The sequence below is a fragment of the Actinopolyspora lacussalsi subsp. righensis genome, from assembly GCF_900116555.1.
Lineage (GTDB): Bacteria > Actinomycetota > Actinomycetes > Mycobacteriales > Pseudonocardiaceae > Actinopolyspora > Actinopolyspora lacussalsi.
On the sequence record NZ_FPAT01000015.1, the window covers coordinates 16,804 to 36,334 of the forward strand.

The 19,531-nt window shown below is 68.5% G+C and carries 16 protein-coding genes and 1 pseudogene; 13 read left to right on the top strand and 4 right to left on the bottom strand.

From position 1 onward, the window contains the following. Window positions 1-51 precede the first annotated feature (51 nt). Window positions 52-552, top strand: coding sequence for a GNAT family N-acetyltransferase (locus tag BM394_RS20675; RefSeq protein WP_092981194.1), 501 nt, complete (start codon window positions 52-54; stop codon window positions 550-552). Window positions 553-649: 97 nt separating this feature from the next. Here BM394_RS20675 and BM394_RS20680 read toward each other — a convergent pair whose 3' ends face one another. Then, window positions 650-1,303 (bottom strand): ACT domain-containing protein, encoded by a 654-nt coding sequence (locus BM394_RS20680; protein ID WP_092981196.1) that lies wholly within the window; start codon window positions 1,301-1,303, stop codon window positions 650-652. A gap of 419 nt (window positions 1,304-1,722) precedes the next feature. Here BM394_RS20680 and gatC point away from each other — a divergent pair, with 419 nt between their 5' ends. From gatC to gatB, 4 genes are read left to right on the top strand one after another with little or no spacing between them, the layout of a single operon-like run. Further along, complete coding sequence (gatC, locus tag BM394_RS20685) at window positions 1,723-2,022, top strand: Asp-tRNA(Asn)/Glu-tRNA(Gln) amidotransferase subunit GatC (RefSeq protein WP_092981317.1); 300 nt, start codon at window positions 1,723-1,725, stop codon at window positions 2,020-2,022. Then, complete coding sequence (gene gatA, locus BM394_RS20690; protein ID WP_092981198.1) at window positions 2,022-3,569, top strand: Asp-tRNA(Asn)/Glu-tRNA(Gln) amidotransferase subunit GatA; 1,548 nt, start codon at window positions 2,022-2,024, stop codon at window positions 3,567-3,569. The genes gatC and gatA overlap by 1 nt, the downstream gene beginning before the upstream one ends. Continuing rightward, window positions 3,569-3,763: a hypothetical protein gene (locus BM394_RS20695; RefSeq protein WP_092928938.1), complete on the top strand. Its 195-nt coding sequence runs from the start codon at window positions 3,569-3,571 to the stop codon at window positions 3,761-3,763. The genes gatA and BM394_RS20695 overlap by 1 nt, the downstream gene beginning before the upstream one ends. Further along, entirely contained in the window at window positions 3,760-5,268 is a 1,509-nt protein-coding gene (gene gatB / locus BM394_RS20700) for an Asp-tRNA(Asn)/Glu-tRNA(Gln) amidotransferase subunit GatB (protein ID WP_092981201.1), read from the top strand. Before BM394_RS20695 ends, gatB begins: the two co-directional genes overlap by 4 nt. A 71-nt stretch (window positions 5,269-5,339) precedes the next feature. Here the strand turns inward: gatB and BM394_RS20705 are convergent, their stop codons facing one another. Then, window positions 5,340-6,533: a PQQ-dependent sugar dehydrogenase gene (locus BM394_RS20705; RefSeq protein ID WP_245780349.1), complete on the bottom strand. Its 1,194-nt coding sequence runs from the start codon at window positions 6,531-6,533 to the stop codon at window positions 5,340-5,342. A 124-nt stretch (window positions 6,534-6,657) separates the two neighbouring features. Here BM394_RS20705 and BM394_RS20710 point away from each other — a divergent pair, with 124 nt between their 5' ends. Next, window positions 6,658-7,410, top strand: coding sequence for a DoxX family protein (locus BM394_RS20710; protein WP_092981205.1), 753 nt, complete (start codon window positions 6,658-6,660; stop codon window positions 7,408-7,410). 40 nt (window positions 7,411-7,450) lie between these two features. On the opposite strand, the gene ilvD is transcribed toward BM394_RS20710, so the two are convergent. Next, window positions 7,451-9,295, bottom strand: coding sequence for a dihydroxy-acid dehydratase (ilvD, locus tag BM394_RS20715; RefSeq protein ID WP_092981208.1), 1,845 nt, complete (start codon window positions 9,293-9,295; stop codon window positions 7,451-7,453). Between the two features lie 158 nt (window positions 9,296-9,453). Continuing rightward, complete coding sequence (locus BM394_RS20720) at window positions 9,454-10,101, bottom strand: PH domain-containing protein (RefSeq protein WP_092981211.1); 648 nt, start codon at window positions 10,099-10,101, stop codon at window positions 9,454-9,456. 330 nt (window positions 10,102-10,431) lie between these two features. Between BM394_RS20720 and BM394_RS20725 the strand changes: the two genes are divergently transcribed. From BM394_RS20725 to cimA, 7 genes and pseudogenes are all read left to right on the top strand, one after another. Next, window positions 10,432-12,261: an acetolactate synthase large subunit gene (locus BM394_RS20725; protein ID WP_092981216.1), complete on the top strand. Its 1,830-nt coding sequence runs from the start codon at window positions 10,432-10,434 to the stop codon at window positions 12,259-12,261. Window positions 12,262-12,269: 8 nt separating this feature from the next. Then, the gene (ilvN, locus tag BM394_RS20730) at window positions 12,270-12,776 is read left to right on the top strand and encodes an acetolactate synthase small subunit (protein ID WP_092632302.1); all 507 of its coding nucleotides are present in this window, start codon (window positions 12,270-12,272) and stop codon (window positions 12,774-12,776) included. Window positions 12,777-12,818: 42 nt separating this feature from the next. Beyond that, window positions 12,819-13,817 (top strand): annotated as a pseudogene (gene ilvC, locus BM394_RS20735) (ketol-acid reductoisomerase); the annotation flags it as partial. Between the two features lie 217 nt (window positions 13,818-14,034). Next, the gene (locus tag BM394_RS20740) at window positions 14,035-14,280 is read left to right on the top strand and encodes a DUF397 domain-containing protein (protein ID WP_092632193.1); all 246 of its coding nucleotides are present in this window, start codon (window positions 14,035-14,037) and stop codon (window positions 14,278-14,280) included. 233 nt (window positions 14,281-14,513) lie between these two features. Then, window positions 14,514-16,109, top strand: a complete 1,596-nt coding sequence (serA, locus tag BM394_RS20745) for a phosphoglycerate dehydrogenase (protein WP_092928954.1) — start codon at window positions 14,514-14,516, stop codon at window positions 16,107-16,109. A 381-nt stretch (window positions 16,110-16,490) separates the two neighbouring features. Further along, the gene (locus BM394_RS20750) at window positions 16,491-17,534 is read left to right on the top strand and encodes a 3-isopropylmalate dehydrogenase (RefSeq protein ID WP_092981220.1); all 1,044 of its coding nucleotides are present in this window, start codon (window positions 16,491-16,493) and stop codon (window positions 17,532-17,534) included. A gap of 300 nt (window positions 17,535-17,834) precedes the next feature. After that, complete coding sequence (gene cimA, locus BM394_RS20755; protein ID WP_092981222.1) at window positions 17,835-19,520, top strand: citramalate synthase; 1,686 nt, start codon at window positions 17,835-17,837, stop codon at window positions 19,518-19,520. Window positions 19,521-19,531 lie beyond the last annotated feature (11 nt).

Consider the following 19,531-nt stretch of genomic DNA (forward strand, 5'->3'; position numbering starts at 1 on the left):
TGGTGCGGTGTCCGTCGCTCGACCGTCGTGGGCGCCACTAGTATCGACCGCATGGAGAGCGTGACCATCAGACGGGCGCTGCCGGCCGAGTTCGACACCGTCGGTGAGCTGACGGCGCGTGCCTACCTGGAGGGTGGGCACATTCCCGCCGAGAACACGCACTATCTCACGTCGCTCCGCGACGCCGCCGACCGCGCCGCCAAGGCGGAACTGCTCGTGGCGGTGCACGGTGACAAGGTGTGCGGCACGGTGACGGTGGCCCGCCACGGCAGCGAGTACACCGAGCTCGCGCGTCCCGGCGAACTGGAGTTCCGGATGTTGGCCGTGGCCCCGGAAGCGGCGGGCAGCGGTGTGGGTGCCGCTCTGGTCGACCGGGTGATCGAGCTGGCGGCCGCGGAGTCCTGGGAGCGGGTCGTGTTGTACAGCAACCGGTCCATGACGGTCGCGCACCGGTTGTACGAGCGGAAGGGATTCCACCGCCTTCCCGAGCACGACTGGGAGCCTTTCCCGGCCGTCAGGTTGCTCGCCTACGCCCTTGATCCGGCCCGGTGAGGCTTCCGGACTCCCGCTTCCCCGGCCGTGCGCTAGCCCGGATCACCGGTTCCTCCGCGCGACCGTTCGTGGTCCCCTCCGGGCGGTACGGTCGTGCTCAGCCGTCCAGCACCACCGAGACGATGCCCGCCAGGTGCGCGAGCCGGGCGACCTCGGAGGTGCGAAACATCGGTCCGCCCGGCCTGCCTGCCAGCAGCACCAGGTCGGGTTTGCCTATCGGCGTGGCCGCCAGCTCGGTGCCCAGTTCCCTCCAGGTGTCCGGTACCCAGGACTCGTCCCCGTCCAGCACGGTGGCCCTGGGTAACGGCATCCACGGTAACCGCAGGTATTCGTCCTCCGGGGCCGATGTGCTGGCCGCCAGGTGCTCCGCCCCGCCCGCGCGGTTACCGAAGATCATCGCCCATCCCGAGCGAATGATCCGGGGTACGCCCTCGGCGAACAGCTGGAGTCCCCGCGCCGGTTCCGCGGCGATCTCCTCGACCAGCTCCAGCTCGCGATGGGTGTCCAGTATGCCGGCATAGGGCCGCACCGCGTCCACACGAACGCCTTCCACCGACTCCGCGGCCGTGATCAGCACGTCCGGCAGCCTTCCGGAGGGAAGCTCCACGATGAGGTCGTCGATGGCGGCCTCGCTGCTCCGCTCGACCACATCCACGCTGAGGATGTCGGCCTCGATCTCGCCCAGCGCGCTCGCCACCGACCCGAGTGCGCCGGGACGGTCCGGAACCTGGACCCGGATGAGGAAGGACACCGGTTCTCACGCCTCCAACATCGTGCGCGGCACCTCGCCGTCCGCGCCGGACCGGTTCGCACGAGCGGCTCGGGGCCCTCGTGTGGAGCGGACCGGCCAAATTGTGGCAGACACGACGTTCCCCGGGGACGACACCGCTGGATGCACACCGGCCCGAAACGATCCCGATGCCCGGGTGTGACCACCCGTTGGTGGTCGTGGTCGCTGCCCATAGACTCGTTGTCACCTTTCGAAGCCTGGGCGGCGCCCCGAGCGAATCGGTTCAGTGATCAGCGGGAGTGGGACGGTCGGCACCGTTCCCGCGTCCCTGATCGTTCCGCGCCGCGCGGGTGGCGTACAGGCATTCGACTCGAACACGCGTGGTAGCCGGAAGCGACCGGATACCCGAACGAACCGGACACGATCAGGGGGCCCGCGCATTGTCCACGATTTCCCGTGACGAGGTGGCTCACCTCGCCGGACTCGCCCGGCTGGCCGTATCCGAGGAGGAGCTCGACACGTTCGCAGGCCAGTTGGACGTGATCCTCGATTCGGTAGCCAGGGTCGGCGAAGTGGCCGCCGACGAGATACCGCCCACGTCCCACGCGGTACCGGTCACCAACGTTTTCCGAACGGACGAGGTGCGCGACGGGCTGTCCCGCGGGGAAGCACTCGCCGGGGCGCCCGCCACCGAGGAAAACAGGTTCCGAGTACCCAGGATTCTCAACGAGGAGGCGTGATGTCCTCGACCACATCAGTCCCGGACGGGCCTGGTTCGACCGAACTCACCGGTCTCGCCGCCTCCGAACTGGCCGCCAAGATCGCCGCGGGCGAGGTGTCCGCTGTCGAGGTCACCCGTGCGCACCTGGACCGTATCGAGGCGATCGAACCGGCGGTGCACGCCTTTCTGCACGTCGACCGCGAAGCGGCGCTGGACGCCGCCCGGCGGGCCGACGAGCAGCGTGCCAACGGCACTCCCGCCTCTCCGCTGGCTGGCGTGCCGCTGGCGCTGAAGGACGTGCTCACCACCACCGACATGCCGACCACCTGCGGCTCCAGGATGCTGGAGGGCTGGACACCGCCGTACGACTCGACCGTGGCGGCCAGGCTCCGCGACGCGGGTGTGGTGGTCCTCGGCAAGACCAACATGGACGAGTTCGCCATGGGCTCGTCGACCGAGAACTCCGCGTTCGGCCCGACCCGCAACCCGTGGGACACCGACCGGATCCCCGGTGGTTCCGGGGGAGGCTCCTCGGCCGCGCTGGCGGCGTTCGAGGCGCCGCTGGCGATCGGCACCGACACGGGAGGTTCCATCCGGCAGCCCGCCGCGGTCACCGGGACCGTGGGGGTCAAGCCCACCTACGGCGGGGTGTCCCGCTACGGCCTGGTCGCGTTCTCCTCCTCGCTGGACCAGGCGGGGCCGTGCGGGCGTACGGTGCTGGACGCCGCGATGCTGCACGAGGTCATCGCCGGGCACGATCCGATGGACTCCACCTCGGTGGACGCGCCGGTTCCGAAGGTGACCGCGGCAGCACGGGACGGAGCGGACGGAGACCTGCGCGGGGTGCGCGTGGGAGTCGTCCGCGAGTTCGGTGGCGAGGGCTACCAGCAGGGTGTGCGGGACTCGTTCCGCACCGCCGTGGACACGCTCACCTCGCTCGGTGCCGAGGTCGTCGAGGTCTCCTGCCCGCACTTCGAGTACGCCCTCGGGGCCTACTACCTGATCGCGCCCAGCGAGTGCTCCTCGAACCTCGCGCGGTTCGACGCGATGCGCTACGGGCTGCGGGTCGGCGACGACGGCACCCGCAGCACCGAGGAGGTCATGTCGCTGACTCGGGAGCAGGGCTTCGGCCCCGAGGTCAAGCGTCGTATCATGCTCGGTACCTACGCGCTCTCGTCCGGCTACTACGATGCCTACTACGGCCAGGCGCAGAAGGTCCGCACCCTGATCACCAGGGATTTCGAGGCCGCTTTCGGGCAGGTGGACGTGTTGGTCTCGCCCACGACCCCCACCACCGCGTTCCGCATCGGGGAACGTGTCGACGACCCGATGGCCATGTACCGCGCGGACCTGTGCACCATTCCGAGCAATCTCGCCGGCAACGCCGCCATGAGCGTGCCGTCGGGGCTTTCCACCGAGGACGGTATGCCCGTCGGTCTGCAGATCATGGCACCCGCCATGGCCGACGACCGGCTCTACCGCGTGGGTGCGGCCTACGAGGCGGCACGCGACGCGGCTTCGGAAGTTTCCCTGCTCGACCGTGTCCCACGGTTGGAGGTCGCCTGATGAATCCCAAGTTGCGAGCCCTGCTCGCCGTCGGCGCGGAGCTGTCCCGCGGCATCGGTCTGCGTGGCAAGATCCGCCAGGCGCGCGAGGACAACGATCGACTGGTGATGGCGGACGCGATCGTCACCGTTCTCGGGTTGATCACCGGAGTGGCGTTGGCCGTTCGCGAGGTACGTAAGGCGGAACGGGAATGACAGCTGTCGCCGAGATCATGGACTACGACGAGGTTCTGCGACGTTTCGACCCGGTGCTCGGGCTGGAGGTGCACGTCGAGCTCTCCACGGCCACCAAGATGTTCTGCGGTTGCGCCAACGAGTTCGGCGCCGAGCCGAACACGCGGGTCTGCCCGGTGTGCCTGGGTATGCCGGGCGCGTTGCCGGTCGTCAACGGCTCGGCCGTGGAGTCGGCCATCAGGATCGGTCTGGCCCTGGACTGCCAGGTGGCGGAGTGGTGCAGGTTCGCGCGGAAGAACTACTTCTATCCGGACATGCCCAAGAACTTCCAGACCTCGCAGTACGACGAGCCGATCGTGTTCGACGGTGGTCTCGACGTCGTGCTCGACGACGGTGAGACCTTCCGGGTGGGCATCGAACGGGCCCACATGGAGGAGGACACCGGCAAGTCGTCGCACGTCGGCGGTGCCTCCGGCAGGATCCACGGTGCCGAGCACTCGCTGCTGGACTACAACCGTGCGGGTGTTCCGCTCATCGAGATCGTCACCAAGCCGATCACCGGTGCCGGGGAACGTGCTCCCGAGATCGCTCGTGCCTACGTGACCGCGCTGCGGGATCTGCTGCGTTCGATGGGCGTTTCGGACGTTCGGATGGATCAGGGGTCGTTGCGTTGCGACGCCAACGTCTCGTTGACCCCGAAGGGGGAGAGCGGTTTCGGCACCCGCACCGAGACGAAGAACGTCAACTCGTTCCGCAGCATCGAGCGGGCGGTGCGTTTCGAGATGCGCAGGCAGGCGTCCCTGCTGGAGAACGGTTCCGAGATCGTCCAGGAGACCAGGCACTTCGACGAGTCCACCGGTGAGACCTCCTCGGGAAGGCGTAAGGAGGAGGCCGAGGACTACCGCTACTTCCCGGAACCCGATCTCGTTCCGATCGCCCCCTCGCGGGAGTGGGTGGAGCAGCTGCGCGGCACGCTTCCCGAGATGCCCTGGGAACGGCGCAAGCGGGTCCAGGAGCAGTGGGGCCTGTCGGACGAGGAGCTGCGCGATCTGGTCAACGCCTCGGCGCTGGACCTCGTCGCGGCCACCGTGGACGCCGGTGCCTCGCCCTCGGAGGCGCGCTCGTGGTGGGTCGCCTACCTGAGCCAGCGCGCCAACGAGCGCGGCGTGGAGCTCGCGGAGCTCTCGGTCACACCAGCCCAGGTGGCCCGGGTGATCGAGCTGGTCGGCGAGGGCAAGCTCACGCACAAACTGGCCCGCCAGGTGATCGACGGGGTGCTCGAGGACCGGGGCGAGCCGGACGAGGTGATCGCCGCCGACGGCATCGAGGTCGTCTCCGACGACTCCTCGTTGCAGGCCGCGGTGGACGAGGCCCTGGCTGCCCAGCCCGACGCGGCGGAGAAGATCCGCGGCGGCAAGGTGCAGGCCGCGGGCGCCATCGTGGGGGCCGTCATGAAGGCCACCCAGGGGCAGGCGGACGCCAAGCGGGTCCGCGAACTGGTGCTGGCCGCCTGCGGTCAGCAGTGAGGACCGGGCCGGTGTGACGCGCGCACCGGCGTGACCGTTTCCCGCGCCGCCGCACGTGGCGCGGGAAACGGTCACTCCTTGCCCGCTGTCCCTCCGTTGGGCGGTTCGATGCGGATCACCCTGTCGTCGCTGGAGACGGGATCACCGCCCGCCTTGTTCGCGGTGCCGAGCCACAGCAGTCCGTTCGGTCCGCTGCTGGCCGCGCGCAGCCGACCGTAGGTGTCCTCCAGTGCCCGTTCCGGTTCGCCGGTGAACGTTCCCTCCGGACCGGGACGCATGGTGTAGACGGCCGAGGCGTCGGTCAGTGCCACCACGATCAGCCCACCGCCGGCGGCGCAGCCCGCCACGCCGGGGCTCGTCCGCCAGGACCACTTGGGGCCGCTCAGTTCCTCGTCGGGTGAGCCGCGCAGCAGCACGTCCCGCTCGGCACGCCGATCCGTCACCCAGAAAGTGGAACTGTTCGGTTGGGTGCACACGCCGCCGGGCGAGCTCAGCCCTTCCGCGATCACCGGTGAACCCGGGTCGGGATTGTCCTGGGCGGGCTCGCCGAAAGCGTCGATCCGCAGCACCTTGCCGGTCAGCGCGGAGCGTTCGTCCGTCCTGCCCGGGGACCCCGCGTTGCCCGTGGCGACGAGCAGCGCGTCCGAGCCGCTCGTCGTGATGGCGCCCGCGTTGCCGCTGGGACCGCGCGGAATACCGGTCAGGACGGGGTCCGGAGGATCATCCGGCGCGATGCGGATCACCCGGTTGTCGGTGGGGGTGGTCACATAGGCGTAGGCGAGGCCGTCCTCGGCATAGCTCGGCGAGAGAGTCAGGCCGGTGAGTCCGCCACCGCCGGTGGCGTCGACGTCGACACTGGCCAGCTGCCGGGGATCGGAGCCCCGTTCGACCAGCATGACCCTGCCCGTCTTGCGCTCACCGACGAGAGCACCCCGGCCACCGGGCAGTACGGCCACGTCCCCCACCGCCCCGAGGCAGGTCGCCACGACGGCGGGGTCGGGGTCGTCGCAGCCGTCCGGCTCGGCCTGTTCGGAGGGCGAGGTCTCGGTGTCCTCCGCCCCGGGAGGCTGTTGACCTTCTTCGGCGCGCGGTTGCGGCCCGGCCTGCGGCCGCAACGAGGGCTGTTCCTGCCACTGCTTCGGGTGCTGGTCGGGGAACTCCGCGCAACCACCGGCCAGGACGGCTGCGACCAACGCCGTCCCGACCGCCGCGTATCGGCGCGGCGCACGGAAGCGCTGGTGTCGGTCGCCGGTTCGGACTGCCACGGTCGCAGACCATATCGCGTCACCGGTTAACCCGGAGTGAGTGCCGCGAGCACTCCCGGCGCTCCCGCCGTCGATTTTTCCGAAAAGCTCGCACATTTCGTGGGGAATGTCCTAGCCTTTCGCCGTGCGAATCCACGATGACCGCCCCGATTCCGCGGGCGGGTATCCCGATGATCAGTATCACCGTGATGTCCGGGAACCGCAGGGTGGCTGGACCGTTCCGGAGCGGGAACAGGTCTCGACACGCACGTACGGCGGTTCCACCGGTACCGGATCCGTCGAACTCGACTACTACGACGACGATGCCTACACCGACGTGGGAGACCCCGCCTCGCAACGCGACCTCGACCTCTACGACGAGTTCGCCGACTCGGTGAACCGGCGTCGCTGGAACGGCGGTGCGGACTTCGCGCTGCTGGTGTTGCGATTGGCGCTGGGGGTCGTGTTCATCACCCGCGGTGCGCGGAAGCTCTTCGGCGTGCTCGGTGGGCAGGGTCCGGAGGGAACCGCGGACATGCTGTCCGACATGGGCTTCCGAGAACCGCAACTGCTCGCCACCGTCACGGGTGGGGTCGAGTTCGGCGCGGGGATCCTGTTGCTGCTCGGGCTGTTCACGCCGCTGGCCGCGGCGGGGTTGCTCGGTGTGATGCTCAACGCGGTGGTGGTCCAGCGTTCCAGCGGGTTCTTCCTGGAAGACGGCGGTGTCGAGTATCCGGCGTTGCTCGGTGTCGTGGCCCTGGCGCTGCTGTTCGCGGGGCCTGGACGAGTGGCGGCGGACAACGGGCGCTTCTGGTTCCGACGCCCGGTCGCCAGTGGTTTCGTGGGACTGCTGCTGGCGGTGGCTGCCGCCGCGGTGGTGTTCTTCGTGTTCCGGTGAATCGTGGCCGGCGGGCCCGGACCCGCCGGCCACGTCCGGTTCAGCCGCCGATGCTCCGAACGGCTCCGTAGGAGGCGGAGGTGGCCAGGCTCGCGTAGGCACGCAGCGCCGTACTGACCCGGCGCTGTCGGTCCACCGGTTGCCAGGGGTGTTCGGAGCTTTCCATCTTGGCCCGGCGTTCGGCCAGGGTGCGCTCGTCCACCAGCAGTTCGAGTTTCCGCTCGCCCACGTCGATGCGGATCTCGTCACCGTCCTGGACCAACCCGATCGTGCCGCCGTTGCCCGCTTCCGGGGAGATGTGCCCGATGGACAGGCCCGAGGTTCCCCCGGAGAACCTCCCATCGGTGATCAGTGCGCACTCGCGGTCCATCCGGGCGCCTTTGAGAAAAGCGGTGGGGTGCAGCATTTCCTGCATACCGGGGCCACCCGACGGGCCCTCGTAGCGGATCACCAGCACGTCGCCCGCTTCGATCTCCCTGTTCAGGATCGCCGAGACGGCTTGCTCCTGGCTCTCCAGAACCCGGGCCGTCCCCTGGAAGATCCAGAGTCCCTCGTCGACACCGGCCGTTTTGACCACAGCACCGTCCTCGGCCAGATTGCCCCGCAGCACGGCCAGTCCACCGTCGGCGGTGTAGGCGTGTGCGACGTCGCGGATGCACCCCTCCGCCGCGTCGGTGTCCAGTGTGGACCAACGGTTGTCCGTGGAGAACGCCTCCGTGGTGCGGACTCCGCCGGGAGCGGCGTGGAAGAGTTCCGAGGCGTGCTCGGCGGGGCTCTCGCCGCGCACGTCCCATTCGGACAGCCAGGACTCCAGGCTCGGGCTGTGCACCGAACGGACCTCCCGGTTGAGCAGCCCGCCGCGGTCGAGCTCACCCAGGATGGCCGTGATGCCGCCCGCCCGGTGCACGTCCTCCATGTGGTAGTTGGAGTTCGGGCTGACCTTCGCCAGGCAGGGGACGTCGCGGCTGATCCGCTCGATGTCGGAGAGCGTGAAGTCGATCTCGCCCTCGCGTGCGGCGGCGAGGGTGTGCAGCACCGTGTTGGTCGATCCGCCCATGGCCATGTCCAGCGCCAACGCGTTCTCGAACGCCCGCTCGTCGGCGATCGAACGCGGCAGCACGGATTCGTCGTCGTGCCGGTACCACCGCTCGGCGATCTCGACCACCGTGCGGCCCGCCCGCTCGAACAGGTCGCGCCTGAGCCGGTGGGTGGCCAGTGTCGAACCGTTGCCGGGCAGCGCCAGCCCGAGCGCCTCGGTCAGGCAGTTCATCGAGTTGGCCGTGAACATGCCCGAGCAGGAACCGCAGGTGGGGCAGGCCGAGCGCTCCACCTCGCTCAGCCCCTCCTCGTCCACCCCCGAGTTCGCCGACGCGGCGATCGTGGTGATCAGATCGGTAGGAGCGTGGGCGACACCGTCGACCACGACCGCCTTGCCGGCCTCCATCGGCCCGCCCGAGACGAAAACCGTGGGGATGTTCAGCCGCATGGCGGCGTTGAGCATTCCCGGGGTGATCTTGTCGCAGTTCGATAGACAGACGAGCGCGTCCGCCTGGTGCCCGTTGACCATGTACTCCACCGAGTCCGCGATGATCTCGCGGGAAGGCAGCGAGTACAGCATTCCGCTGTGTCCCATGGCGATGCCGTCGTCGATCGCGATGGTGTGGAACTCCCGAGGGACACCGCCCGCCTCGCGGACCGCTCCGGCGATCACCTCGCCCAGGTCGCGGAGGTGGACGTGGCCCGGTACGAACTGGGTGAAGGAGTTGGCGATCGCCACGATCGGTTTGCCGAAGTCGCCGTCGGTCATTCCGGTGGCACGCCACAGCGAGCGGGCGCCTGCGGCGTTTCGACCGTGTGTCGTCGTTCGGGAACGCAACTCGGGCATGATTGAAAGCTCTCACTTCGTGGGAATGCCGCCGCGCGGGCGGACGCGGTCACGCCTCGTGGGCGCCGGGAGTTCGCGGTGAGCACGACACTACTCCGGTGCCGCTCGTATTCGTGAGCGCCCTGGTTGTGTCCACAAAGTGAGAAAGCCGCACGGCGTCAATCCCCGTCGGTGTCCTTGGGTCGGCTCGGGTCCTGTATCCGGCCGCGGCTCATCACGGCCAGCCGGGGGACGTCCCGGACCCGGATCGCGGGCAGCCGAACCTCGCGGCCCGAAGTGGTCACCGCGCGCACCCAGTGCCGTTCGTCGAGTCGCAGCGCCCTGATGTCGGACCAGTCCATCCGAGTTGTTCCGGTGATGCTCCGCGCCGTGATGCCGGACTCGTCGACGACGGTGCGCGTCCGAACCAACCAGACGATCAGGCCCAGCGGTATCAGGTACAGCACCGACAACGGGGGCAACGACGCCGCCATCGGGCTGATGCAGAACGCGACCACGAGGATCACCAGCAGACTCACCCGCGTGATCCGGAAAACCAGGCGGGGCGGTAGTTCGGAGTGCTCCGCGGGATCGGAGTCGCTCTCCGGGTGCTCCGGTTCCCGCTCGGCCGTGGCGTCCGGTGCCGCTGCCGCGGTCCCGCCGGTGTCCCCCGCCTCGGGTGCGGCCTCGTGTCCGGCTTCGGACTCGGTCCCGGACTCGTTCGGGGAGTCCGCTCGCTGCTCCTCCGCCCCGGTGGTTTCCGGCCGGGGCGGTTCCTCCCGCGCCTCCGGGCCGGAAGGTCGATCGTTTTCCTGGGAGTCGTTCACCGTTCGATGGTCTCAGCTGCGCAGTTCGCCTTTCCGGGGAGTGGGTGCTACCGGTGGAGCCCTTCCGTCCGTGCGCCGGGACCGCCCGCTTCGCGCGCCCTGTCACCCGTTGGTGTCCACCATGCGGGAAGTTCTTCCCGTAGGTTTGACTTGACTGTCGTGCCGGGTCTAATGTTCGAGCCATGCAGCGCAGTAACGACATTCTCGTACTTTCCGGGCGCGTCGACGCCTGAGGAGTACGAAACGTCGACGCGCCAACCCTCGTTCGGCCCTGTGCCGGCGGGGGTTTTTTCGTGCCCGGCCCCATTCATCGACCACGAGGCAGAATCGATGACCAGCGCCAACACCAGGCAGAATCCGGCCCCGGAGGCATCACCGGGGCAACGTCCGAAACCGGCTCCGCCCAACGGGGCGCCGGTAAGAGCCACCGGTGCGCAGTCCCTCGTCCGCTCGCTGGAAGCGGTGGGCTGCGAAGTGGTGTTCGGTATCCCGGGCGGTACGATCCTGCCCACCTACGATCCACTGCTGGACTCGACGAAGGTTCGTCACGTACTGGTTCGGCACGAGCAGGCGGCCGGACACGCCGCTACCGGATACGCCCAGGCCACCGGCAAGACCGGGGTCTGCATGGCGACCTCCGGTCCCGGGGCGACCAACCTGGTCACCGCGCTGGCCGACGCGCACATGGACTCGGTGCCGCTGGTGGCGATCACCGGGCAGCAGTCCACCGGACAGATCGGTACCGACGCGTTCCAGGAAGCCGACATCTGCGGCATCACGTTGCCGGTCACCAAGCACAACTTCCTGGTCACCGATCCCGACGAGATCCCGCGGACCATCGCGGAGGCGTTCTACATCGCCTCCAGCGGTCGTCCCGGTCCCGTCGTGGTCGACGTCCCCAAGGACGTGCAACAGCTCGCCACCTCCTTCTCCTGGCCCCCCGAGCAGCGGCTGCCCGGTTACCGCCCGGTCGGTAAACCGCACGGCAAGCAGGTCAGGGAAGCGGCCCGGCTGATGGCCTCGGCGCAGCGGCCGGTGCTGTACGTGGGGGGCGGTGTGGTCAAGGCCGACGCCGCCGAGGAGTTGACCAAGCTCGCCGAGCGCACCGGCATTCCGGTGGTGACCACGCTGATGGCGCGCGGCGTGTTCCCGGACACGCACCCGTTGCACCTCGGCATGCCCGGCATGCACGGCACCGTCTCGGCGGTCGCCGCGATGCAGCGTTCCGACCTGCTGCTCGCGCTGGGAACCCGGTTCGATGACAGGGTGACCGGTCGGCTGTCGGATTTTGCTCCGGAGGCCAAGGTCGTGCACGCCGACATCGATCCGGCGGAGATCTCCAAGAACCGGGTCGCCGACGTGCCCATCGTCGGGGACTGCAAGGAGGTCATCTCCGAACTCATCGACGCCGTGGACACCGCCGAAGCGGAGCACGGCGCCCCCGACCTCGCGCAGTGGTGGAGCCAGCTCGGCGACTGGCGGGACCGCTTCCCGCTGGGCTACGACTGGCCGGAGGACGGCACGCTGTCGCCGGAGTACGTGATCGAACGCATCGGCGCTCTGGCGGGGCCCGAGGCCGTCTACACCGCGGGGGTGGGACAGCACCAGATGTGGGCCGCCCAGTTCATCGGCTACCAGCGGCCCCGCAGCTGGCTCAACTCCGGCGGCCTGGGAACGATGGGCTACGCGGTGCCCGCTGCCATGGGCGCGAAGGCCGGTAGCCCCGGTCGGCAGGTGTGGGCCATCGACGGCGACGGCTGTTTCCAGATGACCAACCAGGAACTGGCCACCTGCGCCATCGAACAGTTGCCGATCAAGGTCGCCGTCATCAACAACGGCAATCTCGGTATGGTTCGGCAGTGGCAGAACCTGTTCTACGCCGAGCGCTACTCACACAGTGACCTCGGCACCCACAACCACCGGATTCCCGATTTCGCGATGCTGGCCGAGGCGCTCGGCGGTGTGGGAATGCGGTGTGAGGCCGCCTCCGACGTGGACAGCGTCATCGAGCGGGCCATGGCCGTCGACGACCGACCCGTGGTCATCGACTTCGTTGTGGGCAAGGACGCCCAGGTCTGGCCGATGGTCGCGTCCGGCACCGGCAACGACGAGATCATGGCCGCTCGCGGAATCCGCCCACTGTTCGACGACGAGGGGTGAACACACCGATGAGTCGACACACACTCAGCGTGCTGGTGGAAAACGTCCCCGGTGTGCTCTCCCGGGTCTCCGGACTGTTCTCCCGGCGCAGCTTCAACATCGAATCCCTGGCCGTCGGTCCCACCGAGCACCCGGAGATCTCCCGGATGACCATCGTGGTCTCGGTGGAGGAGCAACCGCTGGAACAGGTCACCAAGCAGCTCAACAAGCTGATCAACGTCATCAAGATCGTCGAGTTGGAGCCCGAGTCCTCGGTGCAGCGCGAACTGCTGCTGGTCAAGGTGCGGGCCGATGCCTCGGTGCGCAGTCAGGTCCTGGAGACCGTGCAGCTGTTCCGGGCCAAGGTCGTCGACGCCTCCCCGGAGGCGCTGACCATCGAGGCCACCGGGGACACCGACAAACTCGACGCCCTGCTGCGCATGCTCGAGCCCTACGGCGTCCGCGAGATGGTCCAGTCCGGCATGGTCGCCATCGGTCGGGGAGCGCGCTCCATCACGGCAACCGCGGTGCGTTGACCCGCGTACGGCGCGGATTCGCTACAGAAAGGAACACGAACGGTAATGGCAACTGAGATCTTCTACGAGGCGGATGCCGACCTCGGCCGGGTGCAGTCGCGCAAGGTCGCCATCATCGGCTACGGCAGCCAGGGGCACGCGCACGCGCTCAGCCTGCGGGACAGCGGTGTCGACGTCCGGATCGGCCTGCCGGAGAACTCCAAGTCACGCGAGAAGGTCGCCGAGGAGGGGCTGCGGGTGGTCACTCCCTCGGAGGCGGCCGCCGAGGCGGATCTGATCATGATCCTCGCGCCGGACACCAAGCAGCGTCGGATCTACGCCGACGACATCGCGCCCAATCTCAACAGCGGGGACGCGCTGTTCTTCGGGCACGGGTTCAACATCCGCTACGGGCTGATCCAGCCGCCCTCCGACGTGGATGTCGCCATGGTCGCCCCCAAGGGGCCCGGCCACCTGGTGCGCCGCCAGTTCGTGGACGGCAAGGGAGTGCCGTGCCTGATCGCGGTGGAGCAGGACCCCAGCGGCGAGGCGCAGCGGCTGGCACTCGCCTACGCCGCCGGTATCGGCGGCGCGCGGGCCGGTGTCATCAGGACCACCTTCACCGAGGAGACCGAGACCGACCTCTTCGGTGAGCAGGCCGTGCTCTGCGGTGGAACGAGCGCGCTGGTGCAGTCCGGTTTCGAGGTTCTGGTCGAGGCCGGCTACCAGCCGGAGATCGCCTACTTCGAGGTGCTGCACGAGCTGAAGCTGATCGTGGACCTGATGTGGGAGGGCGGTATCGCCGGACAGCGGTACTCCTGCAGTGACACCGCCGAGTACGGTGACCTCACCCGCGGTCCCCGGGTCATCGACGAGCACGTCAAGGATTCGATGCGGCAGGTCCTCTCCGAGATCCGGGACGGCTCCTTCGCGAAGGAGTGGGTGGCCGAGGACGAAGCGGGCAGGCCCGAGTTCAACAAGCTGCAGGCCGCGGGCAACGAGCACCAGATCGAAGAGGTCGGCAAGCGGCTTCGCTCCCTGATGTCCTGGACCAAGGGCTGAGTGCTCACCCGATGCCGGGCCCCCGCGGCGAGAGCCGTCGGGAGGTTCCGCCGAGCGAGTAGCTCGACGACCCGACCGGAGAACCCCGATGAGGGGCCGTTCGGACGATTCGCCGCCTCGTGGGGCGGCCCCGAAGCGACTCGGGGCCGCCCCACGGTTTTTCCGGAGGGATCCCGGGCGTCACGGGGGGCTCGCGCGGCGCGCTAATATCCACACCGTGAGTGAGGAAACGCAACCGGTCGACGACAAAGCCCACATCAGGGACGAGCTCGACTTCACCAACGCCGAGTGGATCACCAGTACCGACGACGATGACGAACCGGGCGTGGAGATCGCCTTCGTGGACGGCTACATCGGCATGCGCAACGGAGCCGATCCGGAGGGGCCCGTGCTGGTGTTCACCCCGGAGGAGTGGGACGCCTTCGTGGCGGGTGCCAAGGACGGCGAGTTCGACGAACCGTGAGCCGTCGACCCGCTCCGCCGCGAGGCGGTGGGGTCCCGAACCGTCCACGGAGCCCGTGTGCGGCTGTTTCGGTGTTGTTTCCGCTACACGGTCGTGTTGGGATGCCGTAGCGTTACGGTGATACGTCCAACACTTGTGTGAACGGATTCTCATATCAGCGTTAAACTGCTGCACCAGCCCGGCACAATGGCGTGCCTTGCTTCGACCCTGATCTCTGTTACTGGAGCGCGCCCGTGACCAACGCAAGCCGTCCTGTCGTCCTGATCGCCGAGAAGCTGGCCCCTTCGGTGCTGGAAGCATTCGGAGACGAGGTCGAGATCCGTCACGTCGACGGCACCGACCGCCCGGCACTGCTCGAAGCCGTTGCCGACGCCGACGCGCTGCTGGTCCGTTCGGCGACGAAAGTCGATGCCGAGGTCTACTCGGCCAGCACGCGGCTGAAGGTCGTCGCCCGTGCGGGAGTGGGACTGGACAACGTCGAGGTTCCCGCCGCCACCGAACGCGGCATCATGGTCGTCAACGCCCCCACCTCCAACATCGTCTCGGCCGCCGAGCACGCGATCGCGTTGCTGCTGGCGGTATCCCGCAACGTGGCCGTGGCCGATGCCAGCCTGCGTGCCGGTGAGTGGAAGCGCAGTGCGCTCAGCGGCGTGGAGATCAACGACAAGACCGTCGGTGTCATCGGTCTCGGCAAGATCGGCCAGCTCGTCGCGCAGCGGCTGGAGGCCTTCGGCGCCAAGCTGATCGCCTACGATCCCTACGTCTCGGCCGCGCGTGCCGCCCAGCTCGGGATCGAGCTCGTCAGCCTCGAGGAGTTGCTGCAGCGCGCCGACGCCATGTCGATCCACCTGCCGAAGACCGCCGAGACGCTCGGCCTCATCGGTGCGGAGGAACTCAAGAAGACCAAGCAGGGCGCGATCATCGTCAACGCCTCGCGCGGTGGGCTCATCGACGAGGACGCGCTCGCCGAGTCCCTGCGCAGTGGACACCTCGGTGGTGCGGGTATCGACGTCTACAGCACCGAGCCCACGACCTCCAGCCCGCTGTTCGAGCTGTCCAACGTGGTCGCGACCCCGCACCTGGGTGCTTCCACCGCCGAGGCCCAGGACCGTGCCGGTACCGACGTGGCCCATTCCACGCTGCAGGCGCTGCGCGGTGACTTCGTTCCCGACGCGGTCAACGTGCAGGGCGGTGCCGTCGGTGAGGAGGTCCGTCCCTACCTGCCGCTGACCCAGAAGCTGGGCTCGTTGCTGGCCGCGGTGCTCGGCAGCACGCCGACCTCCGTCACGGTCGAGGCCAGGGGCGAGCTCGCCGACGAGGACGTCTCCGTGCTGCCGCTGGCCGCGCTGCGCGGTGTCTTCTCCGGCGCGGTGGAGAGCCAGGTCACCTTCGTCAACGCTCCGCAACTCGCCGAGGACCTCGGGGTGGACATCGACGTCAAGACCGCTCCGGAGAGCGCGAGCCACCGCAGCGTGGTCTCGGTGCGCGCCGTGCTGTCCGACGGTCGTACGGGTGTCGTCTCGGGTGCCCTGGACGGTCCGAACCAGGTGGAGAAGCTCGTCGAGGTCAACGGCAGGCACTTCGACCTGCGCGCCGAGGGCAGCGTCCTGCTGCTGGAGTACCCGGACCGGCCCGGTGTCATGGGCAAGGTCGGGACGCTGCTCGGCGAGGTCGGGACGAACATCGAGGCCGCGCAGATCAGCCAGACCTCGGACGGTTCGGACGCGATCATGCTGCTGCGCGTGGACCGTCCGGTCGACGCGGGCGTGCTCGAGCCGATCGGTGCCGCCGTCGGAGCCAAGACCGTGCGTACCGTCAGTTTCGAGTGAGCCGGTTCAGCGGTCCCGTTCGGGCCGCGTATCACCCGGGTTCCGTACCGGATCACCTCGTGTGACCGGTGGGCCCTTCCGCTGGATCCTTCGGGGGTCGCCGCTGCACGCGGCGGCCCCCGTTTCTCGTTCTCCGGGGCGCGGACAGCAGCCCGGAACGAGTTCTCGGCACGGTGCCCGAAGGTTGTACCGGCTGGTCAGCGGCACGCTTTCGACCTCCGAACACCCCCTGCGCGGGTGACAATCACCCGATCGGGTGTCCCACTGTTCGGGAGGTGACGTCCAGTATTGGGGTCCGGCGTGCCTGAGCGACATCGAAGCACGGTAGCCTGCGGCACAACGTTTCAGCCCCAAATCGGGGGTAGGACTCGGGAGGTGTGCATGCGGCTCGCTGTGATCCCAGGTGACGGGATCGGGCCGGAAGTGGTGGCCGAGGCGCTGAAGGTGCTCGGGGAAGTGGTCCCCGAAACCGAGATCACTCGGTACGATCTGGGCGCCGCTCGCTGGCACAACACCGGGGAGCTACTTCCGGAATCCGTGTTGGGTGAGTTGCGCGAGCACGACGGGATTCTGCTCGGTGCGGTGGGTGATCCGTCGGTGCCGAGCGGGATTCTGGAACGCGGATTGCTGTTGCGGCTGCGTTTCGAACTCGACCACCACGTGAATCTGCGTCCGGCGCGGCTTTATCCGGGAGTGCAGAGTCCGATCGCCGATCCCGGTGAGGTCGACATGGTCGTCGTCCGGGAAGGCACCGAAGGCCCCTACGCGGGCAACGGGGGGCTGCTCCGAAAGGACACGCCACAGGAAGTGGCGACCGAGGTGAGCCTCAACACGGCCTTCGGCGTGGAGCGTGTGGTCCGCGACGCGTTCGCGAGGGCCGCGGCGCGTCCGCGCAAGCATCTGACCCTGGTGCACAAGACCAACGTGCTCAGTCACGCCGGATCACTGTGGTCCCGGGTGGTCGAGGAGCTGTCGTTGCAGTACCCGGACGTCACGGTGAACTACGAGCACGTCGACGCCACCACGATCCATCTGGTGCAGGATCCCGCCCGGTTCGACGTGATCGTCACCGACAACCTCTTCGGCGACATCATCACCGATCTGGCCGGTGCGGTGACCGGTGGTATCGGCAGGGCCGCCAGCGGGAACATCGACGCCACACGGCGCAATCCGAGCATGTTCGAACCGGTGCACGGCAGTGCGCCCGACATCGCCGGTCAGGCCATCGCGGACCCCACCGCGGCGGTGTTGTCCGTCGCGCTGCTGCTCGACCACGTCGGTTACGCGGAGGCGGCGAGGAGGGTGCAGGCCTCGGTCGCCTTCGATCTGGCCACGCGCGATCACTCCGCGCCGGGGGCCACGCACGCCATCGGTGATCGGCTCGCCGCGCTGGTTTCGGCGCGGGAAGTCGTGCAGCAGGCGTGATTCCCCGCCACGTCCGGCCGGATCGGCCGCGCCGCTGACGGGTCGTGGCACGGATACCCCGATTGTCCGCATCGTGGGAAGAAAGGCCCACTGCTTGGAGTGTGTCCGCGATGTGCGAGCATTGCGGCATGCTCCAGTACACGACGGGCATTATTGGCAAGCGCGCCGGGTGACTCGACTCCGCGAACCCGGCGCGCAGACCTCTCGCATTCGCGGGGGGTCTTTTTTGTGTCCACGACAGCCACAACGGGCCGTTCCAGCCACGACCGGCCCGATCATCACCGCCCTTCTGGAGGGACAGTGACCCGCACCAGCCCGGCAGGGACCCCACAGGCGGACACGTTTCACGTCTACGACACGACGCTTCGCGACGGCGCGCAGCGCGAAGGCATCTCCTACTCGGTGGCCGACAAGCTCGCGGTCGCCCGCATCCTGGACAGTCTCGGCGTGGGCTTCATCGAAGGCGGTTGGCCCGGTGCGTTGCCGAAGGACACCGAGTTCTTTCGCCGGGCCACCGCCGGCGAGCTCGACCTTCGGCACGCCGTGCTCACCGCGTTCGGCTCCACACGCCGCCCCGGGGTTCCCGTGCAGCAGGACGACCAGGTAGCCGCGTTGCTCGAATCGGGAGCTCCCGCGGTCACGCTGGTCGCCAAGTCCGACAGCAGGCACATCGAACGCGCGTTGCGTACCGACGTGGCCGAGAACGGTGCCATGATCGCCGACACGGTCCGGTACCTCACCGAGCACGGCAGACGCGTGTTCCTGGATGCCGAGCACTTCTTCGACGGTTACGCCCACGATCCGGACACCGCCCTGCGGATGCTCGACGCGGCCGTGCACGCGGGGGCCGATCTGGTGTGCCTGTGCGACACCAACGGTGGGCAGCTGCCGACAGCGCTGGCCGAAACGGTGGAGGAGATCGGCCGTCGTACCGGTTTCCGGTTGGGGATCCACTGCCAGGACGACACCGGTTGCGCCGTCGCCAACACGCTCGCCGCGGTGCAGGCGGGGGTTACGCACGTGCAGTGCACCGCCAACGGTTACGGAGAGCGGGCAGGCAACGCCGACCTGTTCCCCGTCATCGGCAATCTGGAGACGAAACTGGGACTGCCCGTGCTGCCCGAGGGAAACCTGTCCGAGCTCAGCCGGGTATCGCACGCGCTCGCCGAGATCGCCAACATCGCGCCGGACACGCACCAGGCGTACGTGGGAGGCTCCACCTTCGCCCACAAGGCCGGGCTGCACGCCAGCGCGATCAAAGTGGACCCCGAACTGTACAACCACATAGACCCCGAGCGCGTCGGCAACGGAATGCGCGTGCTCGTCACCGAGATGTCCGGCCGCGCCAGCTTGGAGCTCAAGGCAGCCGAACTGGGACTGGACCTGAGTGCGGCTCCGGACGCCATCACCGGTGCCGTGCGGCGGGTCAAGGAACTGGAAGCACGGGGATGGTCCTTCGAAGGGGCCGACGCCTCGTTGGAACTGATGCTGCGTCGTGAGATGGAACTGGCCGACGGCACCGCGGCGGAAGCGGACGTCGACGCCTCGGAAGACGTGTCGTTCGGCGCTCCCTTCGAACTGGAGTCCTACCGGGTATCGCTCGACCACCGTCCCGACGGCCAGGTGGTCTCGGAGGCGACGGTCAAGTTGCACGTGTTGCGGGAACGCGTCATCGCCACCGCCGAGGGGAACGGTCCCGTCAACGCGCTGGACGCCGCACTGCGCAAGGCACTGGTACCTCGGCTGCCGTGGTTGGACGAGGTCGAACTGGTGGACTACAAGGTGCGGATTCTCACCGACGCCTCCGGGACCGATGCCGTCACCAGGGTGCTCGTCGAGTCGCGGGACGAACACCGCGAGTGGAGCACCGTTGGTGTGCACGGCAACATCGTGGAAGCGAGCTGGTACGCGCTGTGCGACGCGTTCGCCCACAAGGCGATCCACCGGGGTGAGACGGCGGAGGTCGGCACCTCCAACACGAGGTGACCAGGAACTGG